Below are 19,887 nucleotides of genomic sequence, written 5' to 3' on the forward strand. Positions count from 1 at the left end.
TCAAACTCTCCCCATCGCGAAGCCCTTCGCGATATAGTTACGAACGAAATAGATCACGATGGCGCCCGGGATGATGGTGAGCGTGCCGGCAGCAGCCAGCAGGCCCAGCTCATACCCCGCAGAAGAGGCGGTTTTGGTCATCGTTGCGGCGATTGGCTTTGCGGCCACAGCGGTCAGGGTTTTGGCCAAGAGCAGCTCCACCCATGAGAACATGAAGCAGAAGAAAGCAGCCACACCCACACCGGCTTTGATCGTCGGGATGAAGATCGTCAGGAAGAAGCGCGGGAAGGAATAGCCATCCACATATGCGGTTTCATCCAACTCCTTTGGGACGCCGCCCATGAAGCCTTCCAAGATCCACACAGCGAGCGGGATGTTGAAGAGGCAGTGCGCCAGCGCCACGGCGAGGTGCGTGTCAAACAGGCCCACAGCGGAGTAGAGCTGAAAGAAGGGCAGGGCGAACACGGCCGCTGGTGCCATACGGTTTGTCAGCAGCCAGAAGAACAGCTGCTTGTCGCCGAGAAAGCGATAGCGGCTGAAGGCATAGGCGGCGGGCAGGGCCACGGCAATGGAGATCAGCGTGTTCAGTGACACATAGATGATCGAGTTGATGTAGCCCCAATACCAAGAGGGATCGGTGAAGATCGTGACATAGGCCTCCAGCGTGAAGGTCTGTGGGAAGAGCGAAAACCCAGAGAGAATCTCGTTGGTGGTTTTGAAGCTCATCGCCACCAGCCAGTAGATCGGCAGCATCAGGAAGAAGATATACAGGATGGGGACAAGGGATCGTTTTTGCATGATCGTTGCCCTTTCTTAGTTCAGGTCATCTTTGGTCATCAGCGTGTAGAACAGCCAAGACACAAAGAGGGTGATTGCGAAGTAGATGAGGCTCATCGCGGCGGCGGGGCCGAGGTCAAACTGACCCAAAGCGATTTTCACCAGATCAATGGACAAGAGCGTGGTCGAGTTGCCGGGGCCACCCCCTGTGAGCACGAAAGGCTCGGTGTAGATGTTGAAGCTGTCCATGAAGCGCAGAAGGATTGCGATGGTCAGAACGCTTTTCATCTTGGGCAACTGGATAAAGCGGAACACCGACCAGTTGGAGGCACCGTCGATCTTGGCGGCCTGATAGTAGGCATCCGGGATCGAAACCAGACCGGCGTAAGCCAGAAGCACCACCAGCGAGGTCCAGTGCCACACATCCATGGTGATGATGGTCACCCAAGCGGCCACGGGATCCTGGGTCATGTCATAGTTGATGCCCAGCACGTGGTTCAGGAAATAGCCCAGAAGGCCAATGTCTGGCAGGGCAAAGATGTTCCACATTGCACCGACCACGTTCCACGGGATCAGCATCGGCAGGGCCATCAGCACGAGGCAGACCGGTACCCAGAAGCCTTTGCGGGGCATAGAAAGCGCGATTGCGATGCCCAGTGGGATCTCGATGATGAGGATCATGAAGGTGAAGAAGAACTGACGGCCAAGCGCTGCGTGGAACCGCTCTGAGCGCAGGATCTGTTCAAACCAGGTGACGCCTTCCCAGAAGAAGAGGTTGTCGCCGAAGGTTTCCTGCACGGAGTAGTTCACCACGGTCATCATCGGGATGATGGCGTTGAACGCCACGAGGATCAGCACCGGGGCGACGAAGAACCAGGCTTTTTGGTTTTCGGTTTTCATGCTGCGCTCTCCTTTTGCGCGGGCTCAGAAGCGATCCAGCCGTCGGAATAAAGACGGGTGTGCTCTGGGGTGAAATGCAAATGCACCGCGTCACCTTTCTGCGGCGCAGGGCCGTTTTGAATGGCGGCGACTTTGTGACCGTCAACAGTGGCTTCGACCACGGTGTGGCGGCCTACGTCGGCGATACGGGTGACGGTTGCCGGGATCGCGGCTGTGTTGCTGCTGTCCGTCAGGCTGACAAACTCTGGGCGAATGCCGACTTCAAGCTTGCCTGAGGCACCCGCTTTGATCGCACCTTCGAGCGCCACGGGGCGGCCAGCAAAGAAGGCCTGACCGTCTTTGACTTCCGCAGGCAGCACGTTCATGCCGGGGGAGCCGATGAAGTGGCCGACAAAGGTGTGGGCGGGGCGTTCAAACAGCTCTTCGGGTGTGCCGATCTGCACCACTTCGCCCAGCTGCATCACCACCACCTGATCGGCAAAGGTGAGCGCTTCGGTCTGGTCGTGGGTGACGTAGATCATGGTCTGGGAGACGCGCTGGTGCAGCTCTTTGAGCTTGGTGCGCAGTTTCCATTTCAGGTGTGGGTCGATCACGGTGAGCGGCTCGTCAAACATGACGACGTTCACATCATCGCGCACAAGGCCACGGCCCATGGAGATCTTTTGCTTGTTGTCTGGCGACAGGCCGGCCGCTTTGCGATCCAGCATGTCGGTGACTTCGAGCATCTCGGCAATCTCGGCCACGCGCTTTTCGATGATCGCCGGATCCACGCCGCGGTTCTTGAGCGGGAAGGCAAGGTTTTCGCGCACGGTCATGGTGTCGTAGATCACCGGGAACTGGAACACCTGTGCGATGTTGCGCTGATCGGGGGGCAGGGTGGTGACGTCTTGGCCATCAAACAGGATCTGGCCCTCAGACGGCACCAAGAGGCCGGAGATGATGTTCAGAAGGGTGGATTTGCCGCAGCCGGAGGGGCCAAGCAGGGCATAAGCGCCGCCGTCTTGCCAATCCAGATCGACTTCTTTGAGGGCAAAGTCCTGTGGCCCCTTGGGATCGGGGTAGTAGCTGTGCCGGAGGTTTTTAAGTGTGATTTTCGCCATTCTCTTTGCCCTCAGCCGACGCGGGCGCCATCGGGCGCGAAGTAAAAACAGGTGGTCGGATCAAGGAAGAAATCGTGTTCTTCGCCAATCCGATAGGGGTGGGTGCCATGGGCGAGGCTGACCCAGCTGTTGCCGTCAAAGTCAAAGTGGGCCGAGCTTTCAGAACCTGAGAGTTCGGTCACGCCAACATGGCCTTTGAGCGCAACATCTGAGCCGTCATGGGCATGGGGCAACACGTGGTGTGGGCGCACAGCCATGATGTAGTCGCCATCTGTCAGGCCAGCGGCCTCACCGGATGCGGTCCAGCTCAGCGCGCCAAGGTGCATGGCATCGCCGCGTTTGGTGACAGGTGCGTGGTTGATCGGCGGATCAGAGAAGATGCGGGCCGCGGTGAGGGAGGCCGGGGCGCGGTAGATGTCGGCGGTGGGGCCAAACTGCGCCACGTTGCCATCAACCATAAGCGCGGTTTCCCCGCCCAGAAGCAGAGCTTCTTCGGGCTCGGATGTGGCGTAGACCACCACGGCGCCGCGGCCGGCAAACAGCTCTGGCAGCTGCTCGCGCAGCTCTTCGCGCAGTTTGTAATCAAGGTTGGCCAGCGGCTCATCCAGAAACACCGCGCGGCTTTCTTTGGCAATGGCGCGCGCCAGCGCACAGCGCTGTTGCTGACCACCGGAAAGCTCATGTGGGCGACGGTGCAGCATCGGGCCAAGCTGAAGAATATCGGCGGCTTCGGCCACGCGGTCTGCGATCTCCGACTTTGCCATGCCTGCCACTTTCAGCGGGGAGGCAATGTTTTCAAACACGGTCATATGCGGGTAGTTCACAAAGAACTGGTGCACGAGGCTGATTTTGCGTTTCTGAGTGGTCAGCGCGGTGACATCTTCGCCTTCCATGATGATTTGGCCGGCGGCGATTGGGTCGAGCCCAGCCATCATCTTAATCAGAGAGGTTTTGCCAGCGCCGGTTTCACCCAGCAGAACGTTGAAGTGGCCTTTCTTCAACGTCAGGGTCGTTGGCTTGATGTGTGTTACACCCTGCACGACCTTGGAAATGTTCTTTAGTTCAAGTGCCATGGATGCACCTTTGATCCTTATGGAGTCGGCCCAAGAGGTTGGGCAATGGAGGAGGGGAGTGTGTGTGTAAGGTGGCCGGGGCTTTAAAGGTAAGCCCCGGCCGGTTCGACCATGAACACGGGGAGTGTCAGGTCAGGAGGAACAGTTAGTTCTGGTTCCAGCGGGCAATCAGAGCGTCATAGTTGACGGTCTCGCCCTGTGGTTTTTCGTTGTCCAGCTTTGGCTTCGCGCCGCCGTTGGCAAACCACCACTCTGCGTCTTTCTCCTCGTTGAGGCGAGGACCACAGCCGCCATAGACATTCTGAGCTTCGTCTGCGCGCTGCATACGAGCCATGGTGATGTCCATTTCTTCGGCCAGACGGTCCATCGCTTCTTGTGGGGTGAAGGCGCCGGAGTTCACGTCACCGATCTGCTGCCACCAGATTTGGGCCAGCTTCGGATAGTCAGGCACGTTTACGCCAGTTGGGGACCATGCCACGCGATCGGGAGAGCGGTAGAATTCTACCAGACCACCCAGTTTCGGGGCGCGCTCGGTGAAGCTTTCGTGGTTCACAGAGCTGTCACGGGTGAAGGTCAGACCCACGTGGGATTTCTTCACGTCAACCGTTTTAGAGGTCACAAACTGTGCATAGAGCCAAGCGGCCTGTGCACGGTCTGCTGGGGTGGACTTCAGGAAGGTCCAGGAGCCAACGTCCTGATAGCCAACCTTCTGGCCTTTTTCCCAGTAAGGACCATGCGGGCTTGGAGCCATGCGCCACAGTGGGTTGCCTTCGGCGTCCACAGTGTTGTTGCCTTCAGACTGAGGCTTCACCATGTCTGCGGTAAACGCGGTGTACCAGAAGATCTGCTGTGCCACGTTGCCCTGTGCCAGTGCTGGCAGAGACTGGTAGAAGTCATAAGACGCCGCACCGGGAGGCGCGTAGTTGCGCAGCCATTCATCCCATTTGCGGATCGCGTAAACCGCCGCTGGGCCGTTTGCTGCACCACCGCGGGTAACGGATGCACCAGCTGGGTTACAGGAACCGGCTTCCATGCGGATGCCCCATTCGTCGATAGGCACACCGTTTGGCTCACCCTTGGAGCCTGCACCTGCCATGGACAGCCAAGCATCGGTCATACGCCAGCCAAGGTCTGGGGCGCGTTTGCCGTAGTCCATGTGGCCGTAGATGTCGACGCCATCGATGTTTTTAACATCTTTGGAGAAGAACTCTGCGATGTCCTCATAGGCTGACCAGTTTACAGGCACGCCGAGGTCATAGCCGTATTTGGCTTTGAACTGCTCTTGCAGGTCTGCGCGGTCAAACCAGTCTTTGCGGAACCAGTAGAGGTTTGCAAACTGCTGGTCTGGCAGCTGGTAGAGGTCGCCATCTGGGCCCGTGGTGAACTGGGTGCCCATGAAGTCATCCAGATCGAGCGTCGGAGAGGTCGTTGCCGCCCAGTCGCCCGCCATCATGTCGGTCAGGTTGTAGGCCAGCTGCAGGCGGGAGTGCGTGCCGATCAGGTCGGAGTCATTGACGTAGCCGTCATAGAGGTTCCGCTTGGTCTGCATCTGGGTTTGCACCGCCTGAACCACTTCGCCTTCGCCGAGGATCTGGTGGTTGACTTTGATGCCAGTGATTTCTTCAAACGCCTTGGTCAGAACTTCGGCTTCGTAGCCGTGGGTTGGAATGCCTTCTGACAGAACGTTGATTTCCATGCCCGCGTAGGGCTGTGCCGCAGTGATGAACCACTGCATTTCGCTCATCTGCTCATCTTTGCTGAGCGAAGATGGCTGGAACTCTGCATCGATCCAGCGCTTCGCTGCCGCTTCGTCGGCATAGAGCGATTGAGTGCCCGCAATTACGGCAGAAGCCGCAACGGCGGAGATAAGATACTTCCGCATCTTTTCCTCCCGATTGGTTGTATCCCCGACCGTGAAAGGTCGGATGCCCTACGTTGTCAAAAGAGGATTTTTTAGTCAACTAATAAATTAGTAGATCAGAAAATTCGGGAAAGGCATTTCCGATAAGTGACTGTAGTTACGACTAATTCACCTAAAATGGCCTGTTTGCGCCCGCGCGTCAATTGCAAATAAACCTTGACTTTGAACCATTGTTCAGAGCGATTTCTGCCAGAAATTGTTGGCGCTATCGTTGCGGGTTTAGCCCGGTTTCATGCTGCTGTGTCATAGATGCGGCCTGCGCCAGAGGGAGGATCCATGGCTGAATATCTGTTTGACGCTCCGGAGGTGTTTTCAATCCCGGTGGCTGGGGAACGTGCTGGGTACGCCGTGCGGCGCATCTTTTGTGTGGGGCGGAACTATGCCGCTCATGCGGCTGAGATGGGGGGAGAGGTTGATCGCGAGGCGCCGTGGTATTTCACAAAATCCGTGGCGCATGCGGTGCTGAGCGGTGCTGAGGTTGACTTTCCTCCGGGCACCGCGAACTACCATCACGAAATGGAACTGGCTTTTGTGCTGGGGGCATCGGTGTTTGAAGCCACTGAGGCGGAGGCCGCAGCGGCGATCTATGCTTATGGCTGTGCGCTCGACATGACGCGGCGGGATCGGCAGCAGGATGGCAAGGACCATCGCAGACCTTGGTCGCTTGGCAAAGATGTGGAAGGGTCCGCGGTTTTTGCGCCGCTGACACAAGCCGCCGACTTTGGTGCGCCAGCGGCGCAGGCGATCCATCTGGAGGTGGACGGGGAGACGCGTCAGGCCGCCGATCTGAGCGAGATGGTCTGGTCGCCCACAGAAATCGTCATGCATCTGTCGCGCTATTATCATCTGACCGCCGGGGACGTGATCCTGACAGGCACGCCCGCCGGTGTGGGGCCGGTGACGGCCGGGCAGGTGATCACAGGTGGGATTGAGGGGCTCGCGCCGATCCGACTGTCGTTGAAAGTTACAAAAAGCTGAGGCTTATCCAGAGCGCAAGCAGTTAAGCCAGCCAAGAAGGGCAGGCCGAATGGCCTGATATGGGGAGCAGATGGGGATAAAGTTTTTTTCGGATAAGGCGCGGCCGGTGCATCTTGGCTCTTATCCGCTGGAGCGATTGGTGCGCGGCGCGATGCCTGAGGTGGCGGGGATGCCACGGGATCGCGCTCTGAGTTTCCATCGCCCGGAGCGGCCAGAGAGCATCGTCAACGCCATGGGCGAGTTTCAGGCGATGCTGGATGCGTTGCGCGACGGGTTGGTGAACCCGGTGCGCTCTGCCATTCCAGACGACCCAAAAGAGCGCGCCAATCATCTGAAAGCCTTTGGCTATTTCAATGATGCCTCGATGGTTGGGATTGGGCCTGTGCCAGCAGCGGCGCGGTTGGCCACGCCACGGCGCAACCCAGACATTGACCGTTTGTCAGAAGATCTGCGCACGCGGCAGATCAAGTCTTTGGCGGCGGGGATTGATCTGATCATGGCGGATCTCAAGGACAGTATGGAAGCGCCGCCCAGCAGCATTGAGATCCACGAAAATGCGATCGTCTTTCTGATCGAGCATCATCGCGATCCGGAGCGGGGCGAGCCGGGCAGCGACTGGATTTTGGACGCACAGGACCACCGTGCTTGTTTGCGGGCCACTGAAGTGGCGGTGGTGATTGCCAACTACATCCGGCTTCTGGGATTTGGCGCAAAGGCGCACACGGCCACTTCCACCGATGTGGATCTGGGACGCGTGGGTGTGGCCGCGGGCTTGCTCGCGTTGGAAAATGGCGAATTGATCGCGCCTTGGGTTGGCAAACGCTATGGGCTGGCGGTGATCACCACGGATATGGATCTGGCGCATGACGGGGCGCTGGCGCCGATGCGGGCACAGCCCTGGGCGCAGACGCAGGGTCCGGCGTGGTGGCTGGGCACGGGATCGGCCAAATCAGCGCTGAACCAAGACCCGTTCCGCAATCGCGACTATGTGAAAGGCGCGCATCCGTTTGAGCGGCTGAAGCGGGTGGAAAGCCCGACCACCTATATTGACGAGGCCCATGTGGCGCGGGTGCCCAAGCGGGCGGATATGTTTGCGCGGGTGCAGTTTGGCGATATGGGCAAGCCGCTGCAGGATGCGGCCAAGGGGGGATATTACGTGCGCAAGGCCGCGCCGAGCATGGCGCAGCGCCGTGCGCTTGGCGCGTTTGTTCTGTTGCAAGATGGGGCCAGCGCGCAGGTTGCAAAACCGACTGACGCTGAACGCAACGCAGCCAATTTGAAGGCTGCGAGTTATTTTCTGGGGGTGGATGCCGTCGGGTTGAGCCGGTGTCCGGAGTGGGCCTGGTATTCCCATGATGCCACCGGCTCAGAGATCCATCCCGAACATGATCAGGCGGTGAGCATGATCATTGATCAGGGTTATGAGACCATGGAAGGGGCCTCCGGCGATGACTGGATCAGCGTGGCGCAATCCATGCGGGCCTATCTGCGGTTTTCGCTGTTGGGCGGGGTGATCGCGCAACAGATCCGCAACCTTGGCTATAAGGCCAAAGCGCATACGGTGATGGACGGCGAAGTGCTTCAGCCGCCTCTGTTGCTGCTCTCGGGGCTGGGAGAGGTGAGCCGGATTGGCGAAGTGATCCTGAACCCTTATCTGGGGCCACGGCTGAAATCCGGTGCGGTCACCACGGACATGCCCATGGCGCATGATCTGCCGATTGATTTTGGCCTGCAAAACTTTTGTGAGAACTGCAACAAATGTGCGCGTGAATGTCCTTCTGGGGCGATCACCGCCGGGCCGAAGCGCATGTTCAACGGCTATGAAATTTGGAAGTCAGACAGCCAGAAATGTGCAACCTACCGGATCAGCACGCCCGGTGGCTCTATGTGCGGACGCTGTATGAAGACCTGCCCATGGAATTTGGAGGGGCTGTTTTCAGAAGCGCCGTTCCGCTGGGCAGCAAGCAATTTTCCAAGCCTTGCCAAGCCTTTGGCCAAGCTTGATGATGCGGTTGGCAATGGCGGGCTGAATGACGTCAAGAAGTGGTGGTGGGACATCGAGCTGGAAGAAGATGGCGCCTATCGGCCCACCAAACACCCGCTCAACCGCCGTGATCTGCAGAAAGATCTGGACCTGAAATATGAGGATCAGACGCTGGCGGTTTATCCGGCGGCGTTGGCCCCGCATCCGTGGCCGTATCCGTTCCCCATGGATCGGGAGGCGGGGATCAAAGCCTATGAGGCGATGGTTTCCGCCGATGAATACAAGCTGCGGCTGGCGGCGGGGGACACCTCGGTGATTGACCGCTATGTGGTGCCGGATGCGGCGGATGCGCCGGTGGTGCAGGTGCAGATTTCTCAGGTCGAACCAATGACGGCGGATGTGACCAAATATGAGTTCACCTCGCTGGATGGTGCGCCTTTGCCGGAGTGGACGGCGGGGGGGCATCTGGATGTTCTTGTCGCGCCGGAGTTTTTGCGCCAATACAGCATGTCCGGTGATCCCAAGGACCGCTCCAAATACCAGATTGGCGTGTTGCGTGAGGATCAGGGCCGGGGGGGCAGCGCCTTTCTGCACCGGATTTTCCGCGAAGGGCGCAAGGTGTTTGTATCCAAACCGATCAACCACTTTGAGCTGGTAGAGGAGGCGACAAAGAGCTTCCTGATGGGCGGCGGGATCGGGATTACGCCGATGATCGCCTTTGCCCATCGGCTGCATGATCTGGGGCGCGATTTTGCGCTGCACTACTCCGCCAGCCGAGAGGACGGTGCAGGCTATATTGCGGATCTCAAGGCGATGCCCTGGGCGGATAAAGTGGTGTTCCATTTTTCTGACAAAGGCACGCGCGCGGATCTGGATGAGATCCTTGGCGGCTATCAGGAGGGTTGGCATGTCTATACCTGCGGGCCGGACCGTTACATGGAAGGGGTCATGGCGGCGGCAGAGCGGCAGGGCTTCCCTGAGGAAGCGCGGCATCTGGAATACTTCAACGTGCCTGAGCAGCCGGAGTATGAGAATTTCGACTTTAAGTTAAAGTTGAAGGATGGTCGGGAACTGTTTGTTCCGGCTGATAAAATCGCCACAGATGTGCTGCTTGAAAACGGTGTGCATGTGGATGTGAAATGCGCCGATGGCATTTGTGGCGTGTGCAAATGCGGGCTGATTTCCGGAGAGGTGGAACACCGGGATTTTGTGCTGTCCAATAAGCAGAGGGAGACCTCGGTGATCCTGTGCCAGAGCCGGGCCAAAGAGGCGGGCGGTGTTGTGGAGATTGATCTCTGAGGGCGTCAGCCCCCCGGGTAAGGGGGGCTGTGTCGGTGGGTCGTTGGCACGTTGGTCTTGGGCCGCGATCTAGTTTGCGACCAAGCGCTGGGTTTCGCCTGCGATGATGCCTTCTTCATCGGTGGGGATGACATGGGCTGCGAGGCGGCTGGTTTCGCTTGTGATGCGGCTGGCACCGGAGGTGTTGGCCTCAGCATCCAAGTCTGCCCCAAGCCATGCGCAGCCCTGCAGGATACGTGCGCGTATGGGCGCTGCGTTCTCGCCAATGCCGCCGGTGAAGACGATGGCGTCAAGCCCGCCAAGGGTGGCGGCCAGCGCGCCGATCTTCTTGCAGGCCTGATAGACAAAGAGCTCCACCGCCTCAGCCGCTGCAGGGCTATCTGAGGCCAAGAGGTCTCGCATGTCAGAGCTGAGACCCGACACCCCGAAGAGGCCGGATTTGGTCCCTAAGGTGGTTTCGATTTCGGCCACGCTCATGCCGCGGTCACGCATCATGTGAAAGATCACACCGGGGTCGAGCTCGCCGCAGCGACGGCCCATCACCAGCCCATCAAGGGCGGTGTAACCCATTGTTGTAGCGACACTTTTCATGTTTTGCATGGCGCACATAGAGGCGCCGTTGCCCAGATGCGCGACAATCACCTTGCCGTTGGGCGTGTCCAGATGGTGCGGCAGTTGGGTGGCGATGTAGTGGTAGCTGAGCCCGTGAAAGCCATAGCGCAGCACACCGTCATCTGACAGCGCGCGTGGGATCGCAAAGAGCTGTGCGATGCGGGGCTGGGTGCGATGGAAGGCGGTGTCAAAGCAGGCGATCTGTGGAATTTCAGGCCAGCGACGGGCGACTGCCTCAATGCCTGCGAGGTTGTGGGGTTGATGCCCCGGGGCAAGTGGGGCGAGGCTGCGCAGCTTCTCGATCACGTCGTCGGTGACGCGAGCAGGCGCGGCAAACTCCTGTCCGCCATGCACCACGCGGTGGCCCGCGCCAATGATGTTGAAGCCCCTTTCCAGCCCCATGATGTGGGCCAGCAGCCAGTCAAGAATTTCGGCGTGGGTTGCGTCTTTGGCGACGGGCAGGTCGATGTCGCGTGCGCCGCCATGATAGTGCGGTCCCATGCCGATGCGATCTACCTGGCCTGAGAGTTGCACTGCCAAGTTGGTGTCATAGACCGCATATTTGATCGAAGAGGAACCGGCGTTCAGGATGAGATAGGCGTCTTGGGCGCTCACATCAGATCCTTTCCGAGGCTGTGGTGCACCAAGAGCTGGGCGAGCGCGGCAGAAACGAGGCGCGACAGGGTGCCATCCGCACGGGAGGTCAGCATGATGGGCACACGTGCGCCCAGAACGATGCCGGCGCTGTCGGCGCCTGCCAGATACATCAGCTGTTTGGCGATCATATTGCCGGCCTCAAGATCGGGTGCGACGAGGATGTCGGCGTCTCCGGGGACGTCTGATTTGATGCCTTTGGCATCGGCGGCGCGGCGGGAGATGGCGTTGTCAAACGCCAGCGGGCCATCGAGCACACCGCCGGTGATCTGGCCACGATCTGCCATTTTGCAGAGCGCTGCGGCCTCTACCGTTGACGGGATCTTGGGATAGATGGTTTCCAGCGCCGACAGGATGGCGACTTTGGGCGTGTCGACTCCGATGGCTTGTGCCAGCCCGATGGCGTTTTGCACAATATCGGCTTTGGCTATGAGATCGGGGAAGATATTGATCGCGGCGTCGGTGATCATCAGCGGCTTGGGGTAGGCGGGCACATCGAGCACGAAAACATGGCTCATGCGGCGCTCTGTGCGCAGGCCGTGGGTTTTGTGCACAACGGCGCTCATGACCTCATCTGTGTGCAGCGCGCCTTTCATGATCGCCTGCGCACGGCCCTCGCGCACCAGGCGCACCGCTGTTTCGGCGCTGTCATGGCTGTGGGGGGCGTCGACGATCTCGCAGTTGGAAATGTCGAGGTTGTTTTCCTCTGCTGCGGCGTTGATGCGCTCGGTTGGGCCCACAAGCAGGGGGGTGATCAGCCCTTTTTCAAGCGCGGCCAAGGCACCCGCGAGCGAAGCTTCGTCAACAGGGTGGACAACTGCAGTGACAATGGGCGCGAGGGGCGCGGTGGCCTCCAGCATGTCGTCAAAGCTGTTTTTATGATGAGGGGCAGAAAGATCCACGGCAGACTCCGAGCGTTCGTGTTGTGATGCGCGTCTTGTGGATATCTAGGGGGTCGCGGTGCGCCTTTGCAACAGAAAGCGGGTGACAAAGCGAGAAACCCGCTTTGCCGGATATGCAAGGCTGCATTAGGAATTGGTAAGGTTTTTTGGAGGGTTAGCCTTCGGGCTGAACGGTGCCGTAGCTGCGCTGTGCAAACAGCAGAGGGTTGCCTGACCCTTCAGCCGCGCGCAAGACATGGCCAACCATAATGTCATGATCGCCTGCTTCATGCACCGCATGGGTGGCGCATTCAAATCGGCTCAGACAGTCGTTGAGGACCGCAACGCCCTCTGCGTTGATTGCATGATCTACCAGGTCGAAGGCATCGCCGCGTTGGGCAAAGGCTTGGGCGAGAACTTTCTGATCGGCGCGCAGCACGTGGATGGCAAAATGGGTTGCGGGTGCAAAATGTGCGTAGCGCAGAGAGCTTTTGGCGATGGACCAAAGCACAAGCGCCGGGTCGAGTGACACGGAGGCAAATGAGTTGGCTGTCATACCTATCTGGCCGTCGGCTGTTTTGGTGGTGATCACGGTCACGCCTGTCGCAAAGTTGCCAAGCGCATTGCGATAGGGGCGTTGTGTTTCGACGGAGGGGACGAAACTGGTCAGAGAGGTGTCAGAGGACATGAAAGGCCTGTTCGATTGGTCTTGCGCGTGGGCGCAGAGATGGGCCGAATTTTAACGACTTGCAAGGGTTGAGTAACCTTCAAGGCCAGAATGTGGCACGTAAGATGTATCATAAATCGTTTGTAAATTACGGGATGTGTCATAAGAATAAGGGCATGTGGCGGATTCTGCCCCGCCATGTGACTGCCGAATTCGATTTAAAATTCAGAAACTTGTATTAATGGGGCGGTAAATCGCTTCGGTTCTGCCCGATTGCTGCCCTGATCGATTGCTCCAATGGGGCATCGGTCAATGGAGGTTCCATGCGGAGCATCAAAGTTCTTGCCGTCGTCGCAGCGTTGCTGCCGTCGGTGGCACTGGGGGAAATAGGAAACAAGCCACTGAGGGGCAGCTTGCCCGGGGAAAGCGCTGTGGGGCGTTTGGTGGTGGCTGGCAAAGCGATGTGCACGGGCGCCTTGATTGCGCCGGACACTGTCTTGACGGCGGCACACTGCCTCTATGATCCGCGCACAGGAAAGCGTGTGTCAGACAGCACTGTCGAGTTTCAGGCGGGGCTGAAGGGGGGCTTGGCCAAAGCCGTGCGTCAGGTGAAACGTGCAACGGTACATCCTGAGTATGTGCATCGCCCCAAGGCAAATGCACAACTGGGATATGATCTGGCCGTGCTGAAGCTCAGCAAGCCGATTTCCAAGAATACCGTGATTCCGGTACAATACGGGGCACGGCTTTCGGACGGTGATTTGTTGGGCGTGGTCAGCTATACGATCAACAATCGCAATGATCCGATGATGGAATACCCGTGTCGCGTGTTGGCACGTCAGGATGAAACGCTCGTGATGAATTGCGAAGTCACCTCTGGCGCCTCTGGTGCGCCGGTGCTGGCGCTGAGCAAGAACGGCCGCACGCCTTTGCTTGTCTCTGTGGTCTCTGCCAAGGCTGCAATGGGGGGGCAGAATGTGTCAGTTGGCACGGTGCTGAGCGCAGATGCCATGCGCTGGATGATCGCGGGCGGCTGAAGGACTGAGCTAACCGCTTGGGCGTTCTCCCAAATCCTCAAAGAACCGCAACAGATAGCCATCTGGATCGGCAACCATGAACTGGTGGTTGCCGAATTCGATTTCCCCGACCCGATACCATTTTTCTTCTAGAGGCAGGAACAGTGGATGTTTCGCTGCCGCTAGATTTATCAGAAGCGGCCCAACTTCAGGCACTTCAATCTGAACATTCACCCCACGCCCAAACGGATAGGCTGTCGGCAGATGGCCATCGTCAAAGGTCCGCCCGGTCCCAATTTCATCAATCATCAGCTCGGCGCCACCGAGTTTGAGATAGGCGAAGCCTTCTTCTGGACGCGCGTACTCACATTCGAAGCCGAGCAGATCACAATAAAACGCAAGAGACTGCTTGTAGTTGCGAACGGCAAACTCCGGCACCAACGCGTTTGGCATTTCTTGTCACCGACCAAAAAGCAGACGTAGCCCAAGGGCACCCAGCACCACGGCGGCGACGCGATCGATGTGGGCCTTGGCACGCAGATAGGCATTGCGCGCGGCTTTGGTGCTCATACCGAAGGCAAGCGCGCCATAAAACACAACTTCAAACACCAGTTGATTTGCGGCGATGAAGGCTTTTTCTGCAAGACCCATATCAGGCGGGAAAATCACAACCAGCACAGCGGCGGCGAACAGCACCGATTTCGGGTTCATCATGTTGATCAGAATGCCCTGCAAAAAGGCGTGACGCGCAGGTTTGAGCGTGCCTTCCTCCAGCGGTGTGCGGGCGCCTTTCCACATGCTGTAGGCGATATAGAGCAGATAGAGCGCACCGAGTGTTTTCACCGCGACATAGGCCCACGGGAAAGCTGTGAAAACGATTTGCAGCCCCATGAGCGCGGAGAGTGTCCAGACAGACGCCATGACACCCAATCCAATCCCCATCGCTAGGCCCGCGCGCCGGCCGGCGCTGAGGGTGGTTTTCACCGAAATCAGAAAGGCGGGGCCGGGGCTTGCGATGGCCGCGGCAAGCGCGAGGTTGAAGGCGAGGATGTGGGCGAGGTCCATGGTGGGGGCTCCGATTGATGCTTGCGGCGACGCTAGGGCAGATCAGAGGGGGTGTCACCTGTTTGCGCAGTTTGAGACGCGGGGAAACAACCAAATGACAATGTATTAAGCGCTATGGCTCAATCAAATGGGCCGTGAGAACGCTTATGGCTCCCGGAACGCCTCTTTGCTTTTGTAGAGCGGCTTCAGCAGATAACGCAGGATGGTTTTGGAGCCGGTGTGCAATTCCACTGTGGCGCGCATGCCGGGGCGGATTTCTATGGCTTTCTGCCGCTCTGTGAGCGCATCGCCGTCTACGGTGACTGTCACGCGGTAGAAGGGCAGTGCGGCGGGGTCGCGCTCGTCCTCAAAGGTGTCGGCGGAAATGAAATCCACTTTGCCCTTGAGGGTGCCGTAGATGGTGTAGTCGTAGGCGGTGAGCTTGATGGAGGCGTCTTGGCCGGGCTCAACATTGGCGATGTTTTCCGGGCGCACGCGGGCCTCGACAAACAGTTCCTCACCCAGAGGGATGATTTCAAAGATTTCCTCACCGGGGCGCACCACGCCGCCGATTGTGGTGACGGCCAAGTTGTTCACGATGCCGCGCATGGGGGCGGTGATCACGGTGCGGGAAAGCTGATCCTGCGCGAGGCGCATTTCCTGACGCAGCGAAGTGATCTCTTTGAGGGTTTCAGAGTATTCCTCTGCCAGCACCAGCTCGGCTTGGGTGAGGATGTCCATGTAGCGGATCTCGGCCTCTGAGGCCTTCTCGCGGGCTTTGTTGACCTCCAGCAGGGCGACAAATTCTTTTTTATAGAGGCTCTCCATGTTGGAGAGTTCGTCCTGCGCTTGTTCGAGCTGCGTGAAAGCGCCTTCGCGGCGGCTGTCGATGTCGGTCTGGCGGGCGGCGAGCAGGGCGCGCTCGGAACTTAGAATGCGCGGGGCGCGGGCTGCAAGCTCATCAGACACCGCAAACTCGAATTTGCCATCTATCTCTGCCTCCAGGCGCAGACGACGGATTTCAAGCGCGTCGATTTGATCTTGCAGGTCATCAAAGGCAGAGCGAAAGCGGGTGTCAGACAGCGTGGCGAGGACTTGACCGGCCTCCACAAGGTCGCCCTGTTTGACGGCGAGATCGGCGAGGATGCCGCCTTCGAGGTTTTGCACCGATTGAGAGCGCGAGGAGGAGACAACTTCGCCGTCGGCACGCACGATTTCGTCCACCCAAGCAAAGGCCGCCCAGAGGACAAACAGGCCCACCGCGATGGCGATCAGACGGATGGTGAGGCGGGAGGCGCGGAGCTGATCATCTAGACCTGCATCATATCTTGCGCCGCTGTCATCGCTTGTGGCGCTCATGTGCGGTCTCCGGCGGCGAGATGGGCGAGGACCTGTTCGCGCGGGCCATCCACCACAAGGCGGCCGTTTTGCAGGATCAGCGTGCGCGTGGAGAGCGACAGGATCGGTGTGCGGTGGGTGGCGATCAGGGCGGTGCGGCCCTCAAGCCAAGTGGACAGGCGGCTGACAAGGGTGCGCTCGAGCGTTTGATCCAGCGCGGCTGTGGGTTCATCCAGCAGAACGATCTGTGGGTTCTGCAGCCAGAGGCGGGCCCAACCGATGGATTGACGCTGACCGATGGAGAGGCCCTCGCCGCCGTCGCGGATTTGCAGGTCGAGGCCCTGCGGGTGGTTGCGCAGGAAGGGGCCGAGGCCCGCGAAATCCAGCGCTTCCATCAGGCGGTCATCGTCGCGTTCCAGCTGGGTGAGGTTCAGGTTGTCGCGCAGGCTGCCGGCAAACAGGCGCACGTCTTGGGACAGGTAGCCGATGTTGCGGCGCAGGTCGCGCTGGTCAATCTGGCTCATGTCGGTGCCGTCGAGTAGCAGACGGCCTTTGGTCGGGCCGTAAAGGCCAGCCATAAGCTTCAGGAGCGTGGATTTGCCGGAGCCGTTGGCGCCGAGAATTGTGACGCGCTGGCCGGGTTTGATCACCACGCCGGGGACATCAAGTGTGGGCGCGCCTTCGGGATCATAGGCGAATGACAGCTCGCGCAGTTCGAACTGGCCGGAGAGCTTTTCGCGGCGCAGATATTTGCGCTCTCCGTCTTTCTCCTGCTCAGAAAGTGCAATGGCATCAAGGCTTTCCAGGGCGCCTTTGACGTTTGACCAGCGCGCTAGGGTGCCTGCAAACTGGGTGAGCGGTGCAAGGGTGCGGGAGGTCAGAATGCCGGTGGCGATGATGGTGCCGACGGTAAATTCACCCGCAAACACCAGGTAGGTGCCGATCACGACGGTGGCGATGTAGGTGGTTTGCTGCACGCCTTGGGACCAGTAGGTCAGCGCAGAGCTGAGGCGGCGCTGTTCAGCGGAGGAGAAAGAGGACACCGCGTTGAGTTCGTCCCACAGACGCAGCACGCGGTCTTCGCCGCGCTGGGTCTTGACCGTGTCGAGCTCTGTGATGACCTCCTGCAGTAGGCGGCCCACTTTGGCGGAGGCGCCCTGGGTTTCGCGCGACAGGGCAATCATGCGCTTTTGCAACACATAGGCGGGCAGAACCATCAGTATGCCGCCAAATATCAGCAGCCAAACAAGGTTGCCCGCAATGGAGGCGACCAGTGCGAGAAAAATCACGATGAACGGCATATCCGCCAGAACGGAGATCGTGGTGGAGGTGAAGAAATCACGCACCGCGCCAAAATCGCGCATCGCAGCAAAGAGGCCGGAAGGCGGTAGGGGGCGGCGGTCAGAGCGCATGCCAAGCAGGCGCTTCATCAGGCGGTGCTGGATTGACAGCTCCATGCGGCGGCCAGCGGCGTCGCTCATCTTGGCGCGCGCGAGCTTCAGCATGCCTTCAAGCCCGATGGCAAAGATCGCGCCAATGGCGAGTACCCAGAGCGTGGCCTGACTTTGATGCGGGATCACGCGGTCATAGACTTGAAGCGAAAACAGGGCGACGGCCACGGCAAGCAGATTGGCCACCAGAGAGCCAAGCATGATCTCGCCCATATGGCGGCGGTATTTGGTGAACTCGCCCCAGAACCAATGGCCGGACATGCCATCTGCGACCTGTGGAATGTGGCGTTCTGCCAATTGGCGCAGGGAGACTTTGGCCCGCAGGGCTGTGCCCGAAAAGAACGGTACAAACTCGGAAAGCGGCACTTCTGCGCGGTTGTCTGGCTGACTGTCATCAAAGACGGTGAGCGTCTCTTCTTCCTGTGACAACACCAGCACCGCCTGACCGTTGGTCATTATGGCGATGGCGGGCCATGCGGTCGGCGCAGGTGCAAGCTTGTTGTGCACCTTCGGCTCCACTCCGGCCTGTGCCAGCGCATTTGCCAGTGCTTTGACAGAGACATCGCCCGGGGCAGAGGTCCACATGTGTTCGGCCACATCGGTGACGGGCACGTCAGAGCCATTGAGGGCGGCGAGGGTGGAGATCAGCGTGGCGCGGTGCTGAATTCGGGTGGCAGTTGCTTCGACCAGTTCGTGGATCGCATCTGTTGGCTTGGCTGGTTCAGAAGCGTTTGCGTTTTGATGGGCGTTTGCGGGCGTGGCCTGATTGGCAGGCTCCGCCGCTTTGATCGACGCAATGGAGAGCACCACCGGGGCTTTGCCTTGGGGGCTGTCGGCCGTCAAATTTCATCTCCATCCGCCAGAATGCCGAGATCGCGGGCCAGTTCCAGCTGTGCCAGCAGACGGTCATATTTTGCGTCTACGCGGTCCAGATCGCGTAGAACCGATTGTTCGTAGACATCGACAACCTCCAAAACTGAGCGTTGTCCGGCGCGAAATTGCGCTTCAAACAGTTTGTAGGTTTCACGGCCCTCTTTGGCGAGGTTTTGCGCCTCTGCTTCCTGACGCGCAAGGCTTTGGATATTGCTTTCGAGCCGTTTGCGCAGGCGTGCGCCATCTTCGCGGGCCTCATCGACCTGTCGTGCGGCGATGTCTTTGGAGGCCTCAATCGCGCGCAGGCGTGCCCCGGTGCCAAGGCCAAGCCCGACATCGTTTCCTACGGTCAGGCTGCCTGCGTTGCCGTCGGTTGTGAGGCTTGCACCAGCGGTGAGGCCGGGAAGTTGTCGGGCGCGTTCAACCGTGGCTAGGGCGACAGAGCGGTCAGCTTCGGCGCGAGCTTTGACCACTTCCAACGGTTCGACCGCCGGATAGGTCTGATTGGGCAGGGGGCCTGCTGGGGTGAGCGTGAAACGCGTGCCGGTCATGGCCTGCAGTTCGCCCACGGCGGTTGCGGCGTCTTCGCGGGCTGTATCGTTGCGGGTGTCCAGTGTCTGGATCTTGCTGCGCACCATGCGCAGATCCCCTTTGTTGGAGACACCGCCGTCGATGCGGCCCTGCACAATGCGTTCAAAGTGTTTCAGCTGTTTGTGGCCACGTGCGCCTACTTCGGCGCGTTCCTGCCCGCGCAAGCCTTTGATATACAGCGCCAAAGCGGTGAAGCTGCGCTCGTTCAGATCTTGGGAGAGCGTCACGGCGGCGACTTCGACATCAGCGGCCGCAAAGGCGCGTTCGGCTTTTTTGCGGCCATGGTCATAGAGCACCTGCTCAAGCACCAGCCCGGCAATCACATCGCCCAGCGATGTCAGCGAAATTTCTGGGCCAATGGTGGGGAGCCAGTTTTTGTCTTCGGCTTCGGCGCGCAGACGGGCGGTTTGCAGCTCTGCCTCTGCGGCGCGGCGGGAGGAGGCCAGCGCCACGTCAGAAACTTGGCTCAGCGCGCTGTCTGCTGGAAGCACAGAGCGGCGGGCGAGCAGGGTGTTGAGAATTTCGCTTTCGGCTTTGGCCTCGTCTTGAGCAAAGCTGCTGCGTTTGCTGACCTCTGGTGTGGGGGCGGCAGCGGGTTTTTGCTGAAGCAAGCCAGACGCCGATTCCAGATGAGGGACAGAGAACATGCAGCCGCTCAGAAGCGTTGCCCCAAGGAGGGGAGCGAGGATCTTATGATGCGTGCGGCCGAGCATGTCGCGTGCGTATAC

General features: G+C 59.3%; 16 protein-coding genes. 3 read left to right on the forward strand and 13 right to left on the reverse strand.

Features of this window, described 5'->3' with window-relative positions; genetic code table 11:
- The 5 genes from J7413_RS00345 to J7413_RS00365 all read right to left on the reverse strand — a co-directional run bounded on the left by J7413_RS00345 (position 1) and on the right by J7413_RS00365 (position 5,732).
- Positions 1-798, reverse strand: a complete 798-nt coding sequence (locus tag J7413_RS00345; RefSeq protein WP_209095367.1) for a carbohydrate ABC transporter permease — start codon at positions 796-798, stop codon at positions 1-3.
- 15 nt (positions 799-813) lie between these two features.
- Entirely contained in the window at positions 814-1,677 is an 864-nt protein-coding gene (locus J7413_RS00350; protein ID WP_209095369.1) for a sugar ABC transporter permease, read from the reverse strand.
- Positions 1,674-2,777, reverse strand: a complete 1,104-nt coding sequence (locus J7413_RS00355) for an ABC transporter ATP-binding protein (RefSeq protein WP_209095371.1) — start codon at positions 2,775-2,777, stop codon at positions 1,674-1,676. Before J7413_RS00355 ends, J7413_RS00350 begins: the two co-directional genes overlap by 4 nt.
- An 11-nt stretch (positions 2,778-2,788) precedes the next feature.
- Positions 2,789-3,850, reverse strand: a complete 1,062-nt coding sequence (locus J7413_RS00360) for an ABC transporter ATP-binding protein (protein WP_209095373.1) — start codon at positions 3,848-3,850, stop codon at positions 2,789-2,791.
- A 145-nt stretch (positions 3,851-3,995) separates the two neighbouring features.
- Entirely contained in the window at positions 3,996-5,732 is a 1,737-nt protein-coding gene (locus J7413_RS00365; RefSeq protein ID WP_209095375.1) for an ABC transporter substrate-binding protein, read from the reverse strand.
- Positions 5,733-6,047: 315 nt separating this feature from the next.
- On the opposite strand from J7413_RS00365, the gene J7413_RS00370 reads away from it, so the two are divergent.
- The gene (locus J7413_RS00370; protein WP_209095377.1) at positions 6,048-6,749 is read left to right on the forward strand and encodes a fumarylacetoacetate hydrolase family protein; all 702 of its coding nucleotides are present in this window, start codon (positions 6,048-6,050) and stop codon (positions 6,747-6,749) included.
- A gap of 70 nt (positions 6,750-6,819) precedes the next feature.
- Positions 6,820-10,032, forward strand: a complete 3,213-nt coding sequence (locus J7413_RS00375; RefSeq protein WP_209095379.1) for a reductive dehalogenase domain-containing protein — start codon at positions 6,820-6,822, stop codon at positions 10,030-10,032.
- A 69-nt stretch (positions 10,033-10,101) separates the two neighbouring features.
- Here J7413_RS00375 and J7413_RS00380 read toward each other — a convergent pair whose 3' ends face one another.
- From J7413_RS00380 to J7413_RS00390, 3 genes are all read right to left on the reverse strand, one after another.
- Positions 10,102-11,259, reverse strand: a complete 1,158-nt coding sequence (locus J7413_RS00380; RefSeq protein WP_209095381.1) for an acetate/propionate family kinase — start codon at positions 11,257-11,259, stop codon at positions 10,102-10,104.
- Complete coding sequence (locus tag J7413_RS00385) at positions 11,256-12,200, reverse strand: bifunctional enoyl-CoA hydratase/phosphate acetyltransferase (RefSeq protein WP_348538701.1); 945 nt, start codon at positions 12,198-12,200, stop codon at positions 11,256-11,258. The genes J7413_RS00380 and J7413_RS00385 overlap by 4 nt, the downstream gene beginning before the upstream one ends.
- Before the next feature lie 154 nt (positions 12,201-12,354).
- Positions 12,355-12,867, reverse strand: coding sequence for a flavin reductase family protein (locus tag J7413_RS00390; protein ID WP_209095383.1), 513 nt, complete (start codon positions 12,865-12,867; stop codon positions 12,355-12,357).
- Positions 12,868-13,169: 302 nt separating this feature from the next.
- Between J7413_RS00390 and J7413_RS00395 the strand changes: the two genes are divergently transcribed.
- Positions 13,170-13,883 carry a trypsin-like serine protease gene (locus J7413_RS00395; protein ID WP_209095385.1) on the forward strand — a complete coding sequence of 238 codons (714 nt, stop codon included), beginning with the start codon at positions 13,170-13,172 and terminating at the stop codon, positions 13,881-13,883.
- A gap of 9 nt (positions 13,884-13,892) precedes the next feature.
- Here the strand turns inward: J7413_RS00395 and J7413_RS00400 are convergent, their stop codons facing one another.
- The 5 genes from J7413_RS00400 to J7413_RS00420 form a co-directional block, all read right to left on the reverse strand.
- Positions 13,893-14,315, reverse strand: coding sequence for a VOC family protein (locus tag J7413_RS00400; RefSeq protein WP_209095387.1), 423 nt, complete (start codon positions 14,313-14,315; stop codon positions 13,893-13,895).
- Positions 14,316-14,321: 6 nt separating this feature from the next.
- On the reverse strand, positions 14,322-14,927 hold the full coding sequence (locus J7413_RS00405; protein WP_209095389.1) for a LysE family transporter: 606 nt from the start codon (positions 14,925-14,927) through the stop codon (positions 14,322-14,324).
- A 144-nt stretch (positions 14,928-15,071) separates the two neighbouring features.
- The gene (locus J7413_RS00410) at positions 15,072-16,265 is read right to left on the reverse strand and encodes an HlyD family type I secretion periplasmic adaptor subunit (protein WP_209095391.1); all 1,194 of its coding nucleotides are present in this window, start codon (positions 16,263-16,265) and stop codon (positions 15,072-15,074) included.
- Complete coding sequence (locus J7413_RS00415) at positions 16,262-18,538, reverse strand: type I secretion system permease/ATPase (protein WP_209095392.1); 2,277 nt, start codon at positions 18,536-18,538, stop codon at positions 16,262-16,264. Before J7413_RS00415 ends, J7413_RS00410 begins: the two co-directional genes overlap by 4 nt.
- A complete protein-coding gene (locus J7413_RS00420) occupies positions 18,535-19,806 on the reverse strand; it encodes a TolC family protein (RefSeq protein WP_209095395.1) in 1,272 nt (423 codons plus the stop codon). Before J7413_RS00420 ends, J7413_RS00415 begins: the two co-directional genes overlap by 4 nt.
- Positions 19,807-19,887 lie beyond the last annotated feature (81 nt).

The sequence above is a fragment of the Shimia sp. R10_1 genome, from assembly GCF_017744095.1.
In the GTDB taxonomy this organism is placed as follows: domain Bacteria; phylum Pseudomonadota; class Alphaproteobacteria; order Rhodobacterales; family Rhodobacteraceae; genus Shimia.

Coding starts and splice junctions, on each gene's coding strand:
- J7413_RS00345 (WP_209095367.1), bottom strand. CDS start 798: ATGCAAAAACGATCCCTTGTCCCCATCCTGTATATCTTCTTCCTGATG.
- J7413_RS00350 (WP_209095369.1), bottom strand. CDS start 1,677: ATGAAAACCGAAAACCAAAAAGCCTGGTTCTTCGTCGCCCCGGTGCTG.
- J7413_RS00355 (WP_209095371.1), bottom strand. CDS start 2,777: ATGGCGAAAATCACACTTAAAAACCTCCGGCACAGCTACTACCCCGAT.
- J7413_RS00360 (WP_209095373.1), bottom strand. CDS start 3,850: ATGGCACTTGAACTAAAGAACATTTCCAAGGTCGTGCAGGGTGTAACA.
- J7413_RS00365 (WP_209095375.1), bottom strand. CDS start 5,732: ATGCGGAAGTATCTTATCTCCGCCGTTGCGGCTTCTGCCGTAATTGCG.
- J7413_RS00370 (WP_209095377.1), top strand. CDS start 6,048: ATGGCTGAATATCTGTTTGACGCTCCGGAGGTGTTTTCAATCCCGGTG.
- J7413_RS00375 (WP_209095379.1), top strand. CDS start 6,820: ATGGGGATAAAGTTTTTTTCGGATAAGGCGCGGCCGGTGCATCTTGGC.
- J7413_RS00390 (WP_209095383.1), bottom strand. CDS start 12,867: ATGTCCTCTGACACCTCTCTGACCAGTTTCGTCCCCTCCGTCGAAACA.
- J7413_RS00395 (WP_209095385.1), top strand. CDS start 13,170: ATGCGGAGCATCAAAGTTCTTGCCGTCGTCGCAGCGTTGCTGCCGTCG.
- J7413_RS00400 (WP_209095387.1), bottom strand. CDS start 14,315: ATGCCAAACGCGTTGGTGCCGGAGTTTGCCGTTCGCAACTACAAGCAG.
- J7413_RS00405 (WP_209095389.1), bottom strand. CDS start 14,927: ATGGACCTCGCCCACATCCTCGCCTTCAACCTCGCGCTTGCCGCGGCC.
- J7413_RS00410 (WP_209095391.1), bottom strand. CDS start 16,265: ATGAGCGCCACAAGCGATGACAGCGGCGCAAGATATGATGCAGGTCTA.
- J7413_RS00420 (WP_209095395.1), bottom strand. CDS start 19,806: ATGTTCTCTGTCCCTCATCTGGAATCGGCGTCTGGCTTGCTTCAGCAA.